14 protein-coding genes, 1 tRNA gene and 4 pseudogenes are annotated in these 21,730 nt (G+C 49.1%); 14 read left to right on the top strand and 5 right to left on the bottom strand.

Translation table 11 applies throughout. The features are described 5' to 3' along the window. Positions 1-47: 47 nt before the first annotated feature. Positions 48-119: transfer RNA gene (locus IPI71_00210), tRNA-Thr, on the top strand. 350 nt (positions 120-469) lie between these two features. Next, positions 470-2,025, top strand: a pseudogene (locus tag IPI71_00205) (IS1634 family transposase). A 209-nt stretch (positions 2,026-2,234) separates the two neighbouring features. Here IPI71_00205 and IPI71_00200 read toward each other — a convergent pair. The 3 genes and pseudogenes from IPI71_00200 to IPI71_00190 all read right to left on the bottom strand — a co-directional run bounded on the left by IPI71_00200 (position 2,235) and on the right by IPI71_00190 (position 6,886). Then, positions 2,235-3,614 (bottom strand): hypothetical protein, encoded by a 1,380-nt coding sequence (locus IPI71_00200; protein ID QQR70999.1) that lies wholly within the window; start codon positions 3,612-3,614, stop codon positions 2,235-2,237. A gap of 96 nt (positions 3,615-3,710) precedes the next feature. Beyond that, entirely contained in the window at positions 3,711-4,901 is a 1,191-nt protein-coding gene (locus IPI71_00195; GenBank protein QQR70998.1) for a hypothetical protein, read from the bottom strand. 421 nt (positions 4,902-5,322) lie between these two features. Then, a pseudogene (locus IPI71_00190) lies at positions 5,323-6,886 on the bottom strand (IS1634 family transposase). Positions 6,887-7,023: 137 nt separating this feature from the next. On the opposite strand from IPI71_00190, the gene IPI71_00185 reads away from it, so the two are divergent. The 9 genes and pseudogenes from IPI71_00185 (at position 7,024) to IPI71_00145 (ending at position 16,996) form a co-directional block, all read left to right on the top strand. After that, a complete protein-coding gene (locus tag IPI71_00185; GenBank protein QQR70997.1) occupies positions 7,024-7,602 on the top strand; it encodes a flagellin in 579 nt (192 codons plus the stop codon). 178 nt (positions 7,603-7,780) lie between these two features. Then, positions 7,781-9,376 (top strand): annotated as a pseudogene (locus IPI71_00180) (IS1634 family transposase). Positions 9,377-9,552: 176 nt separating this feature from the next. After that, positions 9,553-10,446, top strand: a complete 894-nt coding sequence (locus IPI71_00175) for a hypothetical protein (protein ID QQR70996.1) — start codon at positions 9,553-9,555, stop codon at positions 10,444-10,446. Positions 10,447-10,450: 4 nt separating this feature from the next. Beyond that, positions 10,451-10,921 (top strand): flagellin, encoded by a 471-nt coding sequence (locus IPI71_00170; protein ID QQR70995.1) that lies wholly within the window; start codon positions 10,451-10,453, stop codon positions 10,919-10,921. Positions 10,922-10,933: 12 nt separating this feature from the next. Continuing rightward, positions 10,934-11,404, top strand: coding sequence for a hypothetical protein (locus tag IPI71_00165; GenBank protein ID QQR70994.1), 471 nt, complete (start codon positions 10,934-10,936; stop codon positions 11,402-11,404). Positions 11,405-11,470: 66 nt separating this feature from the next. After that, positions 11,471-12,208: a flagellar accessory protein FlaH gene (locus tag IPI71_00160; GenBank protein QQR70993.1), complete on the top strand. Its 738-nt coding sequence runs from the start codon at positions 11,471-11,473 to the stop codon at positions 12,206-12,208. A gap of 1 nt (position 12,209) precedes the next feature. Continuing rightward, positions 12,210-14,090 (top strand): type II/IV secretion system ATPase subunit, encoded by a 1,881-nt coding sequence (locus IPI71_00155; GenBank protein QQR70992.1) that lies wholly within the window; start codon positions 12,210-12,212, stop codon positions 14,088-14,090. After that, the gene (flaJ, locus tag IPI71_00150; protein QQR70991.1) at positions 14,074-15,696 is read left to right on the top strand and encodes an archaellar assembly protein FlaJ; all 1,623 of its coding nucleotides are present in this window, start codon (positions 14,074-14,076) and stop codon (positions 15,694-15,696) included. Before IPI71_00155 ends, flaJ begins: the two co-directional genes overlap by 17 nt. Position 15,697: 1 nt before the next feature. Continuing rightward, positions 15,698-16,996, top strand: coding sequence for a hypothetical protein (locus IPI71_00145; GenBank protein ID QQR70990.1), 1,299 nt, complete (start codon positions 15,698-15,700; stop codon positions 16,994-16,996). A gap of 222 nt (positions 16,997-17,218) precedes the next feature. On the opposite strand, the gene IPI71_00140 is transcribed toward IPI71_00145, so the two are convergent. Next, positions 17,219-17,404, bottom strand: a complete 186-nt coding sequence (locus tag IPI71_00140; GenBank protein QQR70989.1) for a hypothetical protein — start codon at positions 17,402-17,404, stop codon at positions 17,219-17,221. Positions 17,405-17,474: 70 nt separating this feature from the next. On the opposite strand from IPI71_00140, the pseudogene IPI71_00135 reads away from it, so the two are divergent. Continuing rightward, a pseudogene (locus tag IPI71_00135) lies at positions 17,475-19,067 on the top strand (IS1634 family transposase). 119 nt (positions 19,068-19,186) lie between these two features. Here IPI71_00135 and IPI71_00130 read toward each other — a convergent pair. Beyond that, positions 19,187-20,377, bottom strand: a complete 1,191-nt coding sequence (locus tag IPI71_00130; GenBank protein ID QQR70988.1) for a HEAT repeat domain-containing protein — start codon at positions 20,375-20,377, stop codon at positions 19,187-19,189. Positions 20,378-20,835: 458 nt separating this feature from the next. On the opposite strand from IPI71_00130, the gene IPI71_00125 reads away from it, so the two are divergent. Together IPI71_00125 and IPI71_00120 are read left to right on the top strand one after the other, a co-directional pair. Next, entirely contained in the window at positions 20,836-21,105 is a 270-nt protein-coding gene (locus tag IPI71_00125; GenBank protein ID QQR70987.1) for a hypothetical protein, read from the top strand. Further along, entirely contained in the window at positions 21,095-21,670 is a 576-nt protein-coding gene (locus IPI71_00120; GenBank protein QQR70986.1) for a hypothetical protein, read from the top strand. Before IPI71_00125 ends, IPI71_00120 begins: the two co-directional genes overlap by 11 nt. Positions 21,671-21,730: the final 60 nt, after the last annotated feature.

The raw sequence follows: 21,730 nt of genomic DNA, 5'->3' as shown, positions 1-21,730 counted from the left end.
TCTGGTGAATCTTAATATTCTTTCGCGCCGATAGTATGGGATACCGTGCCGCTGTGGCTTAGTGGTAGAGCGGCTGATTCGTAATCAGCAGGCCGGGGGTTCGAATCCCTCCAGCGGCTCTCTCAAAACAGTTCTGAATCCAACTAGAAACAGACGAGCAAGATAACGCGAGGTCTGTCCATACCGATGCACCGGTGGCCAGGTCAGAGTTCATCGAGGAATTCCACTGTGATCTGACGGGCGGTGCTGATGCAGTCTTCGATCATGCCGCCGACCATCGGAGCGATCATGAACACGATTGCGAGCACGGGGATACCCCCTCCGACCTCTCCGAAGACTGGCGCTTGTCCGTTTTCAACCTGACCTCCCGAGTTTTAGGCACATGATTCCATCAAATATCGGTCCAATTCTATAATGCGACCCTCAACCGCAAGATCTAAATAATATAATGTGCTTACATTATAAGCATATGAAACCCATTCGCCGAATCAAGAAGATCAATGGGATAGAATACTGGTATGAGGATGTTCCTACTACGATCCGGTGAAGAAACAAACCCGCCACACCTCACATTATTTAGGAAAATATCAATGGAGTTCCAGTAAAAGTAAGAACTGAAGGTATTCCAGGCCCAAGCATCTCTGCAATCCCAAAGGAAGCATTCACTCATGGAAATCTCCTCCCACTTCAGCAAATCATCCAGGACCTGCACATTGATGAATATCTCTCCACACTTGCCAGCAAGAGTGAGAAAGAGACCATTCTCGCCATAGCCATCAACCGGATCCTACATCCCGTCGCGATGCACCTTGTATCGACCTGGAAGAGAAACCGCTCTTCCTCACCAATCCGAACCTCCATCTGAGCAGCCAATCTATCAGCGAACTTCTTTCCACCATTGGCAACAGCGGTGTTCCCGAGGAATTCATGCATCTCCTCATTCGAAACCTCGGCACCGATGCAACACTCATCTATGACATCACCAGTCTCTCAAGTTATTCGGCTCTCATATCTCTCCTGGAATATGGGTATAATCGTGATGGCTTGGACCTTCCACAAGTCAATTTCTCCCTTATTCTCGACACGCATCAGGCCATTCCCGTTATGTATGACATCTACCAGGGGAGCATTGTCGATGTCGTAACCTTAAAAATACCATCAAGAAAATCGGAGCCATAGGGGTCAACAATTACACATTGGTGCTCGACCGTGGTTTTTTCAGCCAGGGGAACCTGGAAGAGCTGGTCCAGGAAGGATTCTCATTCGTAATACCTGCGTCCCTCACGCTCAAACAAGTCAAAGAGGTTCTCACCGAAGCTCAACGTGACCTTGAAAGCCCGCAATACCTGCAGAAATACCAGAAGAATCCGATCTTTGTCAAGCCTATCTCATTCGACGTGCACGGGAATGATATCAAAGCATTTTGCTATTATGACATGAAGCGGGAGCAGGATGAACGAAATCTCTTCTATGTTCGCCTCCATGACCTGAAACAGAAACTTGAGCGTCTCAAAATACCACGGTGGCGGAAGCCCGATGATATCTTTAAGGAGTGCGCAGGAAAGTTCTCGAATTATTTCTCCTGGCATGTGCAGGGTAACCAGTTTGTGGTCGAAATCCGGAATAATGCCGTGTCACAGAGGGTTAACAGAATGGGCAAACAGATCATTCTGTCCCATGGACCACTCGATTGGAAGGAGTGTCTCACCGTCTATCGGGAAACGCGATTATATCGAGAAAACATTCCGAACTTTGAAACAGGATCTCCAGGTTCTCCCTCTGAATGTGAAAAAGGAGTCTACAATGAAGGGGTTTCTTTTTGTCACATTTATCAGCCTCATTTTGAGGATGAAACTGCTGAAACAGATGAAGGACGCTGGACTCCTGGAAGATTATACCCTCGATGGTCTTCTCCTCGAACTTTCCAAGATCAAGAAGATTCGATTGGTGACGGGAGAGACGATTATAACTGAAATTTCAAAGAAACAGAGAACTATCCTGGATGCACTCGGACTATGTGCTTAAACTACCCGGAAGTCAGGTTTCAACGAACATCTTTTAATTGACTCTGACTTTTGTTCGCCTCCCGATGAGTGATATTCAGCTTTCCTTGAAAAGGGATTACACGCCAAAAAGACCTCCACGAACTTAACCTATCACTCCTCCAGGATTAAAAACCGGATTCCTAATCCGAGAAGGGTAATATGCCCTTTCAAACCATTGTTATTCAATCCTCAATATGGGTAATATCCAAAAATATTACCTGCCGGAGCATATTGGCAAACGTATACAGTTCCATACGTAGGATGTGGAGCACATCCACAACCACACTGGGTAGTTGTTTTCCAGACAATTTGCGTATAGTGCCCAACGTCATGCCAATTTCCAGTTTTGCTTGCCGCATTTCCAAAAGGAGCATAAATAAAATTTGATTCTTCCGATCCCCATCCATCAATTGCCGATGTCCATGAAGTATACCCTGCAGCAAGATTTTCACTATGCCCGCCACTGTGCTGGAATAAATTATTACCCCCAAGGTAGTATGCCCACTTTTCCGCACTGGTAGCAAGAGTAGTAGACCATACTAAATTGGGTATATTTGCGCCAGTAACTTTATTGCGGTAGTAATTGTGCTTATTCAAGATTTCGGTAATTGGGACTGTAACTCCTGTTGGTATTTGAGACGTCAAGGTTGTGGTAACAATTTGACTATTAGCCTGAGCGGGTGTTCGATCAATCTTGGCTTGAGTTGATGAGTAACTCGATGGTGTCGTAATTATTGCCGATTCTGAATTGGATTGAGTTTCTGGTGGATGTGTGGAGTCATCAACAATTATTGGTGATTTCCAGTTTTCTGGTAAAGACCAATCCTTATTAGCTATGTGTGTTGGATCAACATTACCTCCACCCCATTTAATTGGGAATTGTGACTCAACATATTCATAGTTTACCGATTGGGGGTTTTGGGGGCCGTTTGTATGCCATCCTTTCCCGGAATGATCTAAATATACCCTTAATACAGAGTATTGGCCAGCAAAATTATTACCAGTTATCACCATCCCTTCTAACCCATTGTCATCAGTTGCAACATTTCCTACAGCGTATTTTCCAGTTGTTTTTGGGGTTGGGGTAGGGGGGTTTTGGTATTTTCCGGAGAAAAAAGATTGCGATTGTATGATTAAAAATAACACACTAAAGAAAATTAAAGCAGTAAATAGACTTTTTATAAAATTTTTATTTTTATATGGCATTTTCTGATAGCTATATGTAATCCGGATTACGACTTGACTAATGGTATAAATTCCAAATCCCATCAGTACAAAATAAAAAAGTCCAGCCTCGATCTGGAAATAGAATAGGATCTGTTCGATGACACCAAAAGAAATAATTGAGATTAATGCCCAGAAAACAAAATTAAAATCGAGTCTAAATGGTTTTTTTCGGGTGAAAGAACGGACAGTTCTTGCAACTATAGTAATTCCAAAACCAGCAAGAACTAAAAATAAAAGATAGTTATTGACATCTTTTAATAAAAACGTCATCAGAATAACTGAAAGCGTATGGATACAAATCCAAAAGAAAGACCATTTAACATTTGGGAATTTTTGAGCCATGGTTGAGTAGTTGGTTACACCAAACTGAAGATTAACATATTGGTTTCACGATTAATCTTCTCCGCAATCTGCGTTTCCTACTTCGGCACCCCACGCTCATTTTTTCATGGCTATCAGTTTGAGACAGTACTTATCGATGGAGTCCATCAGGACACTCCGTGCATGCTTGGCGCGTTTCTCGTCCTCGGAAAATGCATCTTCGGTCAGGTACTCGATGAGGATCAGGTAGTGATTCGTTTTTGCCATCCTCGCCCGGATTATCTCCAGGCCAGCAACGGCTTCCTCTTTACTTCCTTTCACCAGGGAGAAAGAAAAGTCAAGGAGCATGAGAATCCGAATCGGCATACCGTTTGCAACCGCCATTTTCCTGAACCGGGCATATGCGGTTGGCTGCTGTGAGATGATTGAGAGCTGCAGGCCATAATAGACTGGTTCCAGGTCCTTTGCATGGTGCTGGATCATCTGTTTGATTACCGCTGCTGCGCCGGTTGCATCCCGCTCACCGATTTTATACGAATACAATTCCCTGAGAAACGACATTTCGTTGTAGTACCTTTCCGATGCAATGGTGAGCAACTCCCCCCGCATGACCTGATTTCCATCCAGTTTTGCTTTTTCGAGTCCGATAATCAAGAACTGGGGCTCTTCAGGGAACCACTCGATTCCAAGCTTCAGCATGAACCAGAATATTTTATTGACCTTGAGCTCCTTGATGACGCGGGGAAACTTCAGGCGGTTCACCGGGGGACGTACACGGGCGAGCTCGATCATCTGTTCGCGTGCATTGAGCGCCATATCGCTGGTCTTTCCGCGTTCCGGTCCTGTTTCACCGGTGTAGGTCTCCGTTGCCAGGATATGGTAGCAATAGGCTATCGTGGTATATATGATGGCATCGACCTTTCTGAATGGCTTGAGCTGTTCAATAGCGTCACGGTACTTTCCAATTTCAATCATCTTGAGGCCGAGGATGATGTCAAAGATCATCTTTCCGCCAGGGCGACGTTTCAGCCGGTATGCATGATTGAACAGGCGTTCGATGTATTCCACGTCGTTGGATTTGCTGCTCTCTTCAAGCACTTTCACTGTAATGTCATCGATCAGGCGGTCGTAGATTTTATCGTCGAGGTGCGGCAGGGAATTATCAATAATGGAGAGCACGTGGCCGAAAAAGATAGGGATATTGGAATCGATCTTTTGCGAATTCTTGACGATGTACGCCATCAGATCCTGCCTGACTCCATCCACCTTCGCCTCGACAATGAACTCGGGTTGCCATTCTTCAACCATGCCACGCACACCGGATCCAGTAAGATAGTCTTCCAGAAACAAGGGTAGGAATTATCCCGATCCATCATAAAACTCGCGGAAATGTAATATATACTTTCTCTCCGGATGCTTTGTTGAACCGGATTTCGGGCAAATATTACAAAGATCTGAAGATAACAAAATTCCCACCATTCTATCCTTGACAATTAAAGATCGATTGGGACGTCTGCAGGTAGATAATCGTTAAGTATTGATGAAGTTGAATTGCTATAATGTGATGGTCCCGATGGCTGTACAGGGACCAGTCCAAGTTTGTCCTGGCAAATTAAACCCGGATTGGGATGTGCAACATAACATTTTTCTGGAAAAGTTTTATTAACAATTACGCCATTCCCCCTTTAAGCAGCTGAGGCTGGAGGGATCCACCTGACTTCCGGGTAGTTTAAGCACATAGTCCGAGTGCATCCAGGATAGTTCTCTGTTTCTTTGAAATTTCAGTTATAATCGTCTCTCCCGTCACCAATCGAATCTTCTTGATCTTGGAAAGTTCGAGGAGAAGACCATCGAGGGTATAATCTTCCAGGAGTCCAGCGTCCTTCATCTGTTTCAGCAGTTTCATCCTCAAAATGAGGCTGATAAATGTGACAAAAAGAAACCCCTTCATTGTAGACTCCTTTTTCACATTCAGAGGGAGAACCTGGAGATCCTGTTTCAAAGTTCGGAATGTTTTCTCGATATAATCGCGTTCCCGATAGACGGTGAGACACTCCTTCCAATCGAGTGGTCCATGGGACAGAATGATCTGTTTGCCCATTCTGTTAACCCTCTGTGACACGGCATTATTCCGGATTTCGACCACAAACTGGTTACCCTGCACATGCCAGGAGAAATAATTCGAGAACTTTCCTGCGCACTCCTTAAAGATATCATCGGGCTTCCGCCACCGTGGTATTTTGAGACGCTCAAGTTTCTGTTTCAGGTCATGGAGGCGAACATAGAAGAGATTTCGTTCATCCTGCTCCCGCTTCATGTCATAATAGCAAAATGCTTTGATATCATTCCCGTGCACGTCGAATGAGATAGGCTTGACAAAGATCGGATTCTTCTGGTATTTCTGCAGGTATTGCGGGCTTTCAAGGTCACGTTGAAGCTCGGTGAGAACCTCTTTGACTTGTTTGAGCGTGAGGGACGCAGGTATTACGAATGAGAATCCTTCCTGGACCAGCTCTTCCAGGTTCCCCTGGCTGAAAAAACCACGGTCGAGCACCAATGTGTAATTGTTGACCCCTATGGCTCCGATTTTCTTGATGGTATTTTTTAAGGTTACGACATCGACAATGCTCCCTGGTAGATGTCATACATAACGGGAATGGCCTGATGCGTGTCGAGAATAAGGGAGAAATTGACTTGTGGAAGGTCCAAGCCATCACGATTATGCCCATATTCCAGGAGAGATATGAGCCTGCGAATAACTTGAGAGACTGGTGATGTCATAGATGAGTGTTGCATCGGTGCCGAGGTTTCGAATGAGGAGATGCATGAATTCCTCGGGAACACCGCTGTTGCCAATGGTGGAAAGAAGTTCGCTGATAGATTGGCTGCTCAGATGGAGGTTCGGATTGGTGAGGAAGAGCGAGCTCTCTTCGTGCCCAGGTCGATACAAGGTGCATCGCGACGGGATGTAGGATCCGGTTGATGGCTATGGCGAGAATGGTCTCTTTCTCACTCTTGCTGGCAAGTGTGGAGAGATATTCATCAATGTGCAGGTCCTGGATGATTTGCTGAAGTGGGAGGAGATTTCCATGAGTGAATGCTTCCTTTGGGATTGCAGAGATGCTTGGGCCTGGAATACCTTCAGTTCTTACTTTTACTGGAACTCCATTGATATTTTTCCCTAAATAATGTGAGGTGTGGCGGGTTTGTTTCTTCACCGGATCGTAGTAGGGAACATCCTCATACCAGTATTCTATCCCATTGATCTTCTTGATTCGGCGAATGGGTTTCATATGCTTATAATGTAAGCACATTATATTATTTAGATCTTGCGGTTGAGGGTCGCATTATAGAATTGGACCGATATTTGATGGAATCATGTGCCTAAAACTCGGGAGGTCAGGGATCCAGCGGCTGCGAGGTGTAGCATATGAGAAAGTTTGTTGATAATGAGGAAGCGTTCACCGGTCTCGAAGCGGCCATTGTGCTGATTGCCTTCGTGGTCGTTGCAGCGGTGTTCAGCTACGTTGTACTCGGTGCAGGGTTCTTCACCACCGAGAAGAGCCAGGAAGTCGTCCATGCGGGAGTTTCCTCCGCGGCAACTAACATTGTCGTGAAGGGCAACGTGTATGGGTTGGCCGACGATTCCACTAAGGGAGTTGATACTATCCAGTTTGACGTTGGGCTTGCTTCCGGCGGTTTACCCGTGGATATGAATAAGGTCGCTATGATATATAGCGATGCAAATTCTACTCCAACACATCTGAAGGGACCAGAATCCGCCATTGCAGTAGCAAGTTGGACAATTCTGGATACACCGCAAAAGGGAGGAGATAATGTTCTCGAATATGGTGAGACCTTTACCATACAATTACAGCCCCCGACAGGTTCTAAACCAATTAAACAAAGAACTCCTTTCAGCGTGGAGATAAAACCTGAAATTGGCGCATCCCTTGCCATCAGTCGGACTATTCCCCCCTCGCTCACGAATACAACGATACTCTACTGAAGCAACCAAAACCTAACCCCTTTTTCTGTTTTCCTTTCAGCAGAGTCCATTCATCTCAACCAGGAACCGGGGATCCGGATCTCCAGGTATTTTATCCTTTTCATGTACCCGACGTTCCGCAGATCTCACGAAGAAGCTAAACATTTTTAGCTAACTTCTGCATAACTACTAAAGCAGAATGAGATTTACGTCTGCCATCGTAGCCCACCACGGGATTGTTGCAGGAATCTATGATGATCTTGAGATAGGCCGGATCATAGACGAAGTAATCCCGAAACAAGGTCAGCATAAATTAGCGCATTCCGTTGTGCTCAAAGCCATGATTATGAATGCTCTCGGATTCAACGAGAGGAGGCTCTATATCTTCCCGAAATTCTTCAACAATCTAGCGACAGAACGATTGCTCGGACCCGGAGTTTCACCCCAAGACCTGAATGATGATGTTCTTGGGAGGACTCTGGATAAGATTTACGAGGCAAATTCAACCGACCTCTTCCTCAAAATAGTTCTTCAGGTCATGCAGAAAGTCCAGTTTGGCACCCAGCTTTCCCATACCGACACCACCAGTGTGAGCGTCCATGGCAACTATGAGCATATTGACGGGACACCAGCGATCCAGATCACCTACGGCCATACCAAAGATAACCGTCCAGACCTCAAGCAATTCGTACTCAGCACCATTACCAACCAGCACGGGATCCCGCTCTTTGCCAGGACCTATTCCGGAAACGCCTCGGACAAACGGAACCTGATCGAGTCAATACAACAGTTCAGGGCAGCTGTACAGGTTCCTCAAGACGCCTATTTCATCGCCGATAGCGCACTCTACACCTCGGAAAATATCCAGAACTTACGTCAGGATCTCCACTGGATCACCCATGTACCTTCCACGATTACCGAAGTAAAGACCCTGCTCCACGCCGATGTTCCGCTGAATCCGGGCAAGGATACCCGGTATTTGTTCTATGAAACCAGATCCGAATATGGCGGTATTTCTCAAAAATGGGCATCGTGCATTCAAAGGAGATGCAGATCCGGAAGGAGAAGCCATTTGAGAAGCGTCTCGAAAAACTGGATGTACAGACCACAAAATCGTTCAAGAAACTCCTGGGACTGGAATTTGCATGTGAGATGGATGCACAAGCAGCAGCAGTTCACTGGTCGAAGAACCATCCCTGGTGCCTGGTATACCAAGTTTGAGATTGTCCCAACCTCGCGAAAGATCGAGATGAAACGAGGTAGACCCAGGAATGACGAGGAACGACGTATCGCCTACACCGTCCAGGCAGAAATCGAACGGAACACCGAAGTAATTCTTGCTGAAATGGAGAAACTGGGGAGATTCATTCTGGCCTCAAATGACCTCTCTTTGGAGCCTGAAACAATGCTTGAATATTACAAAAACCAGGCAGCTGTCGAGAGAGGATTCCGGTTCCTCAAGGACAAGAGTTTCAGGGTCTCCGAGGTTTATTTGAAAAAACCCGAAAGGATTGAGGCTCTTTCGATGGTCATGGTCCTTACCCTCCTTATCTACTCTTTGGTGGAATGGCTGATTCGGAAACGTTTGAAGGAACAAAATGAGTTTGTGCCTAATCAGGTGAATAAGCCAACCCAAAGACCCACATTGAAATGGATATTTACTGATTTTCTTGGGGTCACTGAAGTGAAAGCGGATATTTCCGGGGAGATAGAAGTACAACTGACTAATCTAAACGAGAATGCAAGAAAAATAATTGCGATTCTTGGAGGAAGGTGTGAAAATTATTATGCATGAATCGAGATCTGCGGAAAGCAGGATGTACGACACCGGAAACCGCTGTACCGTGTCGAGGGAGGCCTCCAATTCTAAGCCTTTATCTCTCTCCTATTTGTAAAATACCTGTTTAAAACCATTATTTATCCGTGCCAGGATCCACAAACTATAAAGACTTTCCCGGGTAACTTCATTGCATGGCCGTAAATCAGGCGCATGTCGATCATACCATCTCCACCGAGTCGGCTGACGATCCTGAAGTGCGCCTGCTTAAGCTCCAGGACGAGGTTGACCTCCTCAAGACCTCCATAAAAAGGTTGCTCATCGATATCCGTGAACGGATGAACGATGTCGACAACCCGTTCAATATCCATTCCGTTGATTCTGACCAGGAGGCGCGGTCCAGGGTGGCAAGAGCACAGGAGAAAACAGCGGACGGTGGATCTGCGGGTGAGGTTGCCGGTAAAAAACCGGGCGGCTCCCATCCACTTCCTGCACAGGATACGGGAATGATGGAGGCCATGGGACAGAAGATCCCGGAAGAGAGCGGAACTGGTAGCGGTGTTCACCGGCAGGGAGGAATCGAGCCAGAACCCCCGGTCAATGATGCCGATTTCGTCAAGGCGCTCAAGATGCGGATTGGAATACCGGCATTCGACCCGGCTCAGGGTCCCATAAAGTTCGGCTCCAAGGAAGGCAAGGTACGGCTACAGAAGGTATTCCGACTTTTTGCATGGACCACCAAGAACGTGAAAAAGTACGGGCACGACCGGACCGACCTGATGCTGGAATCGTACCGCGCTATGGGTTATATCAGCAGCGAGTCCTGCACGCTCGTCAAGGACATCGCCCGTCTCATGCCGAATTCCATCGGCGAAGAACATGATATCAATGCGGCGGAGTACGTGAAGGAGCTCTACGAGCTGAACAATATCCTCAATCCCGGTGACGACTCCCTTGACCAGGACATGATCGAGGTATTCATGCACCAGCGTGCTTCCGGAGATATCGGGGGGGCTTCCGGAATGTTTGAGCGGACAAGGGAGGATATTCCGTCACGGGATATGGCGCACAAGAAGGACAGGGTCTGACTGCATGTCGAGTGAGACCATTGTCAATGCCCTCTTTTTAATCAGCGCCGTGATCGCAGCGGGGATCCTGATCAATGCCATCTTCCCGGCAATATACCGGACCTCGGAGACCTTTGGCAAAACAACACATGATGCAGACCTGAAGATGCGGACAGACTTCAAGTTCGTCAATATGTATGCCAAGAATCCGGAGGCCCGCATATGGCTAAAGAATACAGGGAGTGCACGGATTGCACGAGGCGAACTCGAGTCTTCGGATCTCTTTATCGGGGCGGTCGGTGATTTTGAACGAGTGTCCCTTGCAGGGAATTTTACCATCGAAGGACAGATCCCGGTAAACAATTTCTGGAACCCGGGAGAGACGCTGACCATCTCGCTGCAATCTGCGAAAATTCCTTCCCGGAAAGAGGAGGTCTATTGTTCGCTGGTTCTCCCGAATGGTGTCCAGCGTTCCGGGAACTTTCCCGCCTACTGATGGTGTCCGCTGATGGCCGCTGCATCCCTTGTCGCAACAGCAATCGGCATCCTGCTCCTGATTATCACCGGATACCTGCTGGCCGGAGGTTTGATATCCCTAACAGGAACGATGATATCGGCAGAGAAGGATATGACTGCCCTGAATTCCAGGATCGCCGGCACATCGATCCTGATAACCGGGACTTCGGGTAATACTACCCTGTCAATCACCCTCAGCAATATCGGAAATGAGCGGATTTCCGACTATGAATTTATGGATGTCTACGTTCAGGCCGGGGATTCAGTCCCGGAATTTTACCGGTATAACCCGTCCGGAGGCAGGGGGTGGCGTATTATCGAAATTGTTCCGGATACGGTATATCCAGGTGCATGGGATCCGGGGGAAGAGATGCATATCTGGGTCACGGCAGATACAGGCCCATATTCCTGGGTTCAGGTCACGACACCAAATGGCATATCAGCATCAGCATATCTATACTAATGTGGGTTCTCCCAGCCAGAATTTTAAATAGGAACATGCCAATTCATTGATGGTATAGGTGGCAGGATGTCTAAGAACGAGATAACCGGAATCCTGGGTGGCGAGGACAAGAACATACTGTCCACGGGTAACTCCGAGATAGACAAGAAGATAGCGGATGGCCTCCCCCTCGGATCGCTCACCCTCATCGAAGGTGAGAACGACACCGGGAAGAGCGTGTTGACTCAGCAGATAATCTGGGGTGCAATGAAACAGGGGTTGAATGTCGACATTTTCTCAACTGAAATGACAACAAAGAGTTTCCTCTCGCAGATGGAGTCTATGAGCCTTGACGTATCGGATTATTTTGCATGGGGGTATGTCAGGTTATTTCCCATCCATGCCGCTGACTTAAGTTGGTCGGAAGAACAGATGGAGGGGATCCTCGACCATGTCATCAACCACATCAGGAAAAGCCGGGCAGAAGTCCACATCATCGACTCCCTCACCATGTTCACGAAATACTCTTCGCAGGCCGCCATCCTCACCTTCCTCACCAATTGCAAAACCCTGGTCGATAAAGGCAAAACAATCCTGATCACTCTGCATAACTATGCTTTTGAAGAGGATACCCTGATCCGTATCCGGTCAATCTGCGATGCGCACCTGATGATGAAGAAATCCCTCATTGGGGATAAGTACGTAATGGTCATGGAAGTGGTGAAAGTTCGGGGAGCCCGTAAGACCACCGGGAACCTGGTCAGCTTTGAGGTACATCCAGGTTACGGGATGAAGATCATCCCCATCTCAATGGCGCGTGTCTAGTATGGAATCCCTCACGTTCACACCTGTCCTTCCTTTCGAGCCATCATCACGGTCCGATGAAGGAAATGACTGTCTGAACAATATCGAGGAATGCGCTCTCTACCGGATGCTTCCGGTCAATGCCAAGGAGTACGTGAGACAGGCTCCCCACCTCCTGGAGTATATGCACCTCTTTCCGGTTGATGTGTATGGGATCCCCCTTTTTTTCTCGGAACTGAAGCGCGATCTCAAGGGGATCAAGGAACCGAACCTGATCTATCCTGCCGATGAAACGACTTTTGTCCATATCTTTCACGATGTCAATGATGTGAGGAATTATTATATCCCGATTGAACCGTCTTTCCTGCACAGTGTCCAGGAACTCCTTCCCGCAGTCGAGATTCTTCTCGTCGACCTGCTGGATTCGCTCAGTAACGATCCAGTCACCGATGAAGAGCGTGCCGGGGTTCTGAAGGGGCTCTTCGCAAAAGTCGCATATGCACCAACTCCTGGCGAAAGGGTTCCCAGAGCCCTACCCCTGGCCACCCATGGAGGAAATCCGGGAGTCGGTTCCAGGATCAAGGACTTCCTCAAGAAAGACTTGACTGCCAGGAAAAATTTGAAATCGGATGCAATCCTCGCAAAGTTTTCGCGTATGCCTGATGGGCGACTGATCGTAAATGCCTCGGAATACAAAGCCCTCGAATATCTCCTTGTAAGGGACAAGATCGACATCGGCATGCTGAAGCCGTTCATCAATGATCGCTATATCGAAGATATCACGGTTGATGGGGTAGGCCCTATCTTCATTGAGCACAAGATCTTCAAGGGACTGAAGTCGGTGGTAGGCTGGAAGAATACCGAGGAGCTCGATAAATTCGTGATAAAACTGGCTGAACGGACCAAGCGGCCAATCACCTACCGGAATCCGATCGTCGATTCAACGCTCCCCGACGGCTCGCGTATTAATATCGTGTACAGTACCGACATCAGCAGGAAGGGGAGCAATTTCACCATTCGGAAGGTGATGGATGATCCAATCAGTATCCTGAAACTGGTTGAATTCAAGACCTGCGACTACATGATAGCCGGGTATCTCTGGATCTGCATCGAGAATGGCATGTCACTTTTTATGAGTGGGGAGACCGCGAGTGGCAAGACTACGAGCCTTAATGCCATGACCGCCTTCATTCCTCCCGAAAATAAGATTGTCACTATCGAGGATACTCCCGAACTACAGATCCCCCACCGGAACTGGACCCGGGAGGTCTCAAAAGGGAAAGGGAGGGGGGAAGGTGAAGGAGGAGAGGTAACAATGTTCGACCTGCTGCGGGCGGCGCTCAGGCAGCGTCCTAACCAGATCCTTGTGGGAGAGATCAGAGGCGTGGAAGGTTCGGTCGCTTTTGGTGCGATGCAGACAGGCCATCCGGTCCTCTCAACGTTCCACGCGGCATCGGTCGAAAAACTCATCCAGCGGCTCTGTGGTGACCCGATCAATATCCCAAAGACCTACGTTGACAATCTGAACCTGGTCGTCATCCAGAGTGCCGTCCGCAGACCTAGCGGCGAGATGGTCCGGAGAATCATCTCGGTGAATGAACTTGTTGGCTTCAATCCGGAAACTCAGGGATTCTCTTTCGTTGAGATGTTTCACTGGGACCCTGTGACCGATACCTTCGTGTTTACCGGTAAGGGCAGCAGCTACCTCCTCGAGAACAAGGTGGCCACCATGCTGGGCATCCCTGATCATAAGAAAGCACAGATTTACCAGGAGATCGAAAAGAGAGCCCGTATACTTGAACGTCTTCACAAAGCAGGCTATACAGGGTTCTACGACCTTTTTCACATGATTACCAAGGTCAAGAAACAGGGACTGCTCTCCATAGATGTCACCGAGTCTTGAAGCCCTGTCTGCAGGGCTGCGCCAGAAAAACAGGGGACATCTCCCTTTTGCGGGACTCCTGGCATCGATCCGGGACTTTTTTTCATCATTTAATGAGAACAAGAGGATGAGCGCCGACCTCCTCTTCATGGTCACCTACATGGCGTCGATTACCACGGCCCGCGCAACCCGGCCGGAAATCTTTGCCTACACCGCAGCCCGTAAGGAGTTTGTACCCTCGAAATACTTTGAAAAGATCGAGACGTTCGTCAAGAAATGGAACTACAGCTATGTGGATGCACTGACAATCATGGCCGAGCGGGTGAAGAACCTCATGCTCCAGAGCATGCTGAACCGGTACGCCAACTCCATTGAATCCGGCGTTCCAGATGAAGACTTCCTCTCCCGGGAACTGATCACGATCCGGAGCATTTACCGCAATACCTACGAACAGGGTCTCGAGATGCTGAAGAAGTGGGGGGATGCCTACATTGCGATGCTCTTCTCAGGAGCCCTCGTGGGAATCATCATCATGATCTCTGTTGCCATTTTCTCGCCGGAAAACATCCAGAAAACACTGGTAAGCTCCTATATCATCGTCATCTGCGTCTCCGTGTTCGGTCTGGTTACCATGTATCGGGCCGTTCCCGCCGATCAGAAAGTCCATGATCTCCCGCGGGGGTCAAAAGAGCAGGGGATGATCCACCGGATGAGCAGGAAGGTGCTTCCGGTTGCGGCCGCCATAGCTTTCATTTTTCTCATGCTCAATCTCATGGGCGTTATCTCCAATGCCTATGGCCTCGTTATGCTCATCACCGGCCTCCTCCTCTTCCCGATCGGGATAATCGGGTATCTCGATGATTCAAACATCATCAACCGGGACAGTGACTTCACGGTCTTCATCCGAAGCCTCGGGTCGGTGATGGGCGGCAAAGGGATGACCATCACCCATGCCCTGACAGAGATCGACAAAAAGTCCCTCACCACCCTTGAACCTCTCGTGAACGGATTATATTCAAAGCTGAACCTCGGTCTTGATGACCGCCTTACCTGGGAGCGGTTTATCGGGGAAAGCGGCAGTAACCTGATCTACAAGTATCTGAACATCTTCCGCGACTCTATCGAGCTGGGAGGATCGCCGGACCAGATAGGGGAGATTGTTGGATCTTCCATGCTCGAACAGGTGCTGCTCCGGAACAACCGACACACCATCTCGATGGGGTTCGTGGTCCTGCTCATCCCCATGCATGCCATGATGATCGCCATCTTTCTCTTCCTCTTCCATATCCTTCTGCACATGTCACAGGCCATCAGCAGTGTCGTCTCCTCCCTCGGCCCGATTAATAGCGGTGCTATGGCCGGTGCCGGGGCGGTCAGCGGAACCATGGGTGGTGCCGTGACCATGTTTGTCAATTTCCCGGAGGCAGAGATGACGGTCTACGTCATGATCATTATCACCATCATCACCATCTCCAACATACTGGCAGGGAGAATCGTCTTCGGAGGTGGACGATACATGTTCTACTTCTTCGGAAGCATTCTCTGCTCCGTAACCGGTATTATTTATATAGCGGCACCGTTTATAGTTGGTTTGTTCTTTAACATTCCATCATTCCAGGGGGTCTGACATGAATTCTGTGACCGTCCGTTTTGTTGCCGTCCTGGGAATCCTGGTTCTTGAGGCAGCCTTGATCCTGCTCAACATTCCCGAATTGAGTCTCGCAGCCGGGATAGTACTTTTCGGAGCACTTCTGTTCGTCCTCGGGCGTCTGGGAGTGTCCCGGGAGAGTGTCCCCCGGAAACACCGCGAGAAACCGGACGTCAATGATCCAGCAGAACCATCGGCAACAGGTAGGACCGGCTTGATGAAAACCGGGAAACAGGAATCAGGTCTTTCGATAACAACCCCTGTGTCCGGAGGCAGATTCATGGCGATGAGGAGGAGGATACGACAGGTCTTCCCATTCCGTTCCCCTCCAGGCTCTGTGAAAAAGCCTTTTATCAACGAGGGCGAACCAGGAGCAACCGCCCCAGTGAAGCAGGCATTTGCCGGCTCGCCGGTGTCACGGTTCGAGAGCTTCAGAACCCTCCGGCAGGGATTGGGTCTCCTCTTTGCATCACGCCGCCGCTCCGCGAGAGCCGGCACCGGGACTGCAAAGACGTCCGCGAAAAAACCGGACTTAAATGACAGAAGTACGCAGATCTCAATGGACTCGGTAAATTCTGAAGTGGTCTCTCCGGTCCGTCAGAAACAGGAACCAAGCCCGTTCTCTCCTCTTGCAAAGGACATAGCCCTTGACGAGAATCTCATCTTCTCGCGGATAGAGCAGGGCGATGAACCCGGTACAGGTATCCTCGATACCGATTTGAATTCGATGGAAATCTTTGCCGATGAAAATGAGATCGCACGTATGGATATATCCCCTGACGATGAACCGGCCATCACTATTGATTTAGAGGACGAGGATGAAGTTGCCCAGATCCACGAAGCGCACCGTGATGGAATCGCAGCCCCGGTTGCGAATTCCGGGGAGTACTCCCTGGAAAAAGGACTGGACGAGCTTGAAGGATTTGACCTGGACGATGTCGATCTGGAGGAAGAACCAGGTACCGCTTCATTCCCATCGGGCACGCCCTCTTCACCCGGCGTAGTGCTCCAGGCGGATTCCCCGAAACAGACAGGAACGCCTGCGATGAAGGGATCGAGCAGCTCCAGTGTGGATGAGAGCATGCTCTCCTTCATATCCACACCATCCGACGATGATGATCTGTTGTCCTCTCTCCGGAGTGACTTGACCGCGAAAAGGAACCGGATTGACCTGAGCCTGGTCAGGGATCTCAAGGATGTCCGGGTGCATATCGGCGAAATTGAAAAAGACATCACAGACCTTTTAGCCTGCATTTCGCGGGTCGACCTCACAAGATAATATTTCCTGAACGCTGGTCCCATAACATCAAGAATCTGAACCACCTCCTCGCCAGGATTCAAAATAAACGGCTGTATCTGTGAGTTCAGGGGCAACTGGGACTTCAGGTGACCCCATGAACAGGGTAAAGATCCATTTCATGGTCGGGTTCCGGACTGGTTTTTTCAGCTGGTTTTTCACCGTTTTCCCTGCCTTTTAATTGGGACCGGATATACCACTCGGCTACACTGCATAGACGAATGAGCAGAGCACCATTACCACGGATAACGCCTCAATCCTGGCCTCTTTCTTCATGAAAACTTCGATAACCCGGAAACTCTTATCCTTCAGCAACCGGAACCCCCCCCCAACCGATTGCTGCCCCATATAGTATTTCAGGATAATGTCCGGATCCAGGTCAAGATGCATCCGACGTTCCGCAGATCTCACGAAGAAGCTAAACATTTTTAGCTAACTTCTGCATAACTACTAAAGCAGAATGAGATTTACGTCTGCCATCGTAGCCCACCACGGGATTGTTGCAGGAATCTATGATGATCTTGAGATAGGCCGGATCATAGACGAAGTAATCCCGAAACAAGGTCAGCATAAATTAGCGCATTCCGTTGTGCTCAAAGCCATGATTATGAATGCTCTCGGATTCAACGAGAGGAGGCTCTATATCTTCCCGAAATTCTTCAACAATCTAGCGACAGAACGATTGCTCGGACCCGGAGTTTCACCCCAAGACCTGAATGATGATGTTCTTGGGAGGACTCTGGATAAGATTTACGAGGCAAATTCAACCGACCTCTTCCTCAAAATAGTTCTTCAGGTCATGCAGAAAGTCCAGTTTGGCACCCAGCTCTCCATACCGACACCACCAGTGTGAGCGTCCATGGCAACTATGAGCATATTGACGGGACACCAGCGATCCAGATCACCTACGGCCATACCAAAGATAACCGTCCAGACCTCAAGCAATTCGTACTCAGCACCATTACCAACCAGCACGGGATCCCGCTCTTTGCCAGGACCTATTCCGGAAACGCCTCGGACAAACGGAACCTGATCGAGTCAATACAACAGTTCAGGGCAGCTACAGGTTCCTCAAGACGCCTATTTCATCGCCGATAGCGCACTCTACACCTCGGAAAATATCCAGAACTTACGTCAGGATCTCCACTGGATCACCCATGTACCTTCCACGATTACCGAAGTAAAGACCCTGCTCCACGCCGATGTTCCGCTGAATCCGGGCAAGGATACCCGGTATTTGTTCTATGAAACCAGATCCGAATATGGCGGTATTTCTCAAAAATGGGTACTCGTGCATTCAAAGGAGATGCAGATCCGGAAGGAGAAGCCATTTGAGAAGCGTCTCGAAAAACTGGATGTACAGACCACAAAATCGTTCAAGAAACTCCTGGGACTGGAATTTGCATGTGAGATGGATGCACAAGCAGCAGCAGTTCACTGGTCGAAGAACCATCCCTGGTACCGGTATACCAAGTTTGAGATTGTCCCAACCTCGCGAAAGATCGAGATGAAACGAGGTAGACCCAGGAATGACGAGGAACGACGTATCGCCTACACCGTCCAGGCAGAAATCGAACGGAACACCGAAGTAATTCTTGCTGAAATGGAGAAACTGGGGAGATTCATTCTGGCCTCAAATGACCTCTCTTTGGAGCCTGAAACAATGCTTGAATATTACAAAAACCAGGCAGCTGTCGAGAGAGGATTCCGGTTCCTCAAGGACAAGAGTTTCAGGGTCTCCGAGGTTTATTTGAAAAAACCCGAAAGGATTGAGGCTCTTTCGATGGTCATGGTCCTTACCCTCCTTATCTACTCTTTGGTGGAATGGCTGATTCGGAAACGTTTGAAGGAACAAAATGAGTTTGTGCCTAATCAGGTGAATAAGCCAACCCAAAGACCCACATTGAAATGGATATTTACTGATTTTCTTGGGGTCACTGAAGTGAAAGCGGATATTTCCGGGGAGATAGAAGTACAACTGACTAATCTAAACGAGAATGCAAGAAAAATAATTGCGATTCTTGGAGGAAGGTGTGAAAATTATTATGCATGAATCGAGATCTGCGGAAAGCAGGATGCATTCACCCAAGTTTTATTCAAAGTAGCACCGGAAAACATTAAAATCCGTGGATAAAGAGAATTTCCGAAAGATCCTGGCCGGGTACCAGGAGATCAATCCTTTCCGGCCTGCTCACCGTGCTGTTCGAGGACCGCCCGTGCCGCGGGACTACCGATCTCCTCGAGAGCCTGTATGGCCCGGAGCCGCACGCCGCTGTCCCGGTCTCCCAGGGCACCTATGAGCGGGGCGATTGCATCATCGCGACCGGTCCTGCCCAAAGCTCCGGCAGCCCGGAGCCGCACGCCGGTATCCTCATCGGTGAGAGCGTCGGCGAGCGGTTGGAGGACTTCATTACCACCAATCCTGCCCAGCCCTTTTATCGCTTCGCGGCGTACGAAGCGGTTCTCGTCTCCTGCCGCCCTGATAATCCCCGGCATGACGGTCCGGTCGCCGATAATTCTGAGCGCTACCACAGCACCCATCCGGACATGCCAGTCCGGATCATCGAGGGCCCGGGCGAGGGAGTTTATGGCCATGGTGCCCATCATTGCCAGGCCCTCAGCCGCACCCTCGCGTGCGGACCGATCCTCGTCCCGGAGAGCCTTTATCAGAGGGGGAATACACCGTTCCTCGCCGATTGCGCCAAGCGCCTTTGCTGCCTCTCTACGCACATACCTGCTCTGGTCGCCAAGTGCTGCGGTGAGCGGTTCGACCGCTTCCGGGTCCCGGAGCTCTCCAAGTGCCCGGGCCGCTTCCTCCCGGTCATCCTCATCGCCAGTCCGGAGTGCCTGTACTATCTCAGAAACATCCAGGGAGAACAGGCCTTCCCATTTTTCTGCCTGCCCCAGCCTGTCACCTTTCGTCCTTCCCCGGCTGCCCCGGTACTGCCCCATGATATCTTTCAGGATTCCCTCGATGAGGTCACGGTCCTTGGCATACAGGGCAAGGGCGAAAACAATCATCAGGTCAACGCCTGAATTGAGGAGCATGAAGAGCGGGTCCTGGATCATCCCCCTGTAATAGAAAACGAAGGTGAGAACGACGAGCGTCACGATGATGATGATGGTGATCTGGAGGCCGCGTTTCGGGTACCAGAACGCGAAGAGGATAATCGGGATGAGGTACAGGTGGGGGAGGAGGATGATATTCGCAATTCCGAAGAAGGTTTCATCGGAAAAAAAGGCAAAGAGAGTGACTGCCAGCGCAATTACTGAAAATATCCCGATAACGGTGAGTTTCAGTACCTGCCCCCCGAATCCGGCAGCCAGATAGCCCCCTTGTCCAGTACGCTCCATGGCGATCATCACAGAGGTGCAGGCTTTTCCTATTAATGGTTATGGATTTTATCCGGCCCAAAACAACTCTGCCATTTGCAGGACAGCTGCCCGTAGCCATGGTATCTCGATTCGGTATTCAAGGGACAAAGCCGTTGAGAAACAATAGAAGATCCCAATCATCTCCGTTCATTACTCCCCGAATATCCAGGCAGATGCCTGGCGCTCGATCTCTTTTCCCGGCCCTGTTCAGCGGCTAGGAGATGCGCTGGAGAATCGCAGAAATACCCCCCCCTGACAGCTGCATGATCTGAATAAAGCAGTCGGTGATTATCCCCCCATACCGGTACACTTCTACCAATTGACAGCCCCAATGGTCAGCCCGGCGGTGGAGGATGTTGCAGCACAGCATTTTTCATTTTTCTCTGCACAGCCCCTGCAGCAGAAACAGGTACTTATTTATTTCTCCTTCATGCAGAAGTGAATGTATGGATATCCTGAATGCCAGATTATGGATTGTTTTTTACCTGATCTGCTTCGTTGCTGTTCTCTGGGCGACATTTCTCTTGATTCAGGGGTTCATGCTCGTGGTAAGCGTCGCCATGGTGGGTATCGTCCTCGTGTTCAACTGCATCCTCCTTGTTGGTGAGATCAGAGCTCAGGCCCGGAAGAAGAAAGAGATGGAGCGTTTTCTGAAAGGATATATTGCCGGATCGGATGAACAGAAATCGGAAACAGAGGGAGAAAATGCCCGATGATCTGAGCCTGCCTGCAGCCACCTACGAGAGGGAGTTCTGGAAGCAGTACCACGCTCTAAGACGAATGCTCGAACACCTGAAATCAGAAGATGCTTTAATGCACCGGCTGAAGGTTGAGACACTGATTCCGGAACAGGCCCGGGACATGGCGATAAAAGCCATTCTTGGAGAACTTAATGATAAACACAGGATATTTCTGGAGTTTTTCTATGAATTTATCGAGTTCTGTTCACATGGGCTACACCGGGCCGACATATCTGTTGAATTCAGGGTATTTCCCGCTGGTATGTCCGAGATTGACACCTGTTCCCTGATCGTGGATAAACGACGGGATGACCTCCCGGTCGAAATTGGCCGCAGATTCATCGAGACCATTCCATACCAGGAGGGGTGGGAGGCAATTCTTTCGTACTACCGGAGGAAGGAGACGTGGTATGACCGTCTTTTCGGAGGGAATCTGGACCGTTGTTCACTGAAGATAACCGAAGAGCTCTTTCCGTTGTCCTGCTACCATATTACTATTCGGCTGCCAGCCCAGACCCTTCTTGAGCGTCACCAGGCCTGAAACCAATTCTCCCTTTTCGTTAGATCGAGGGTATATTTTTATGCTGGTGACGATACGGCC

Source organism: Methanolinea sp. (assembly GCA_016699325.1).
Classification (GTDB): domain Archaea; phylum Halobacteriota; class Methanomicrobia; order Methanomicrobiales; family Methanospirillaceae; genus UBA9949.
Note: the sequence above shows the minus strand (reverse complement) of the source record. Positions and strands in the feature narration are given on the sequence as shown.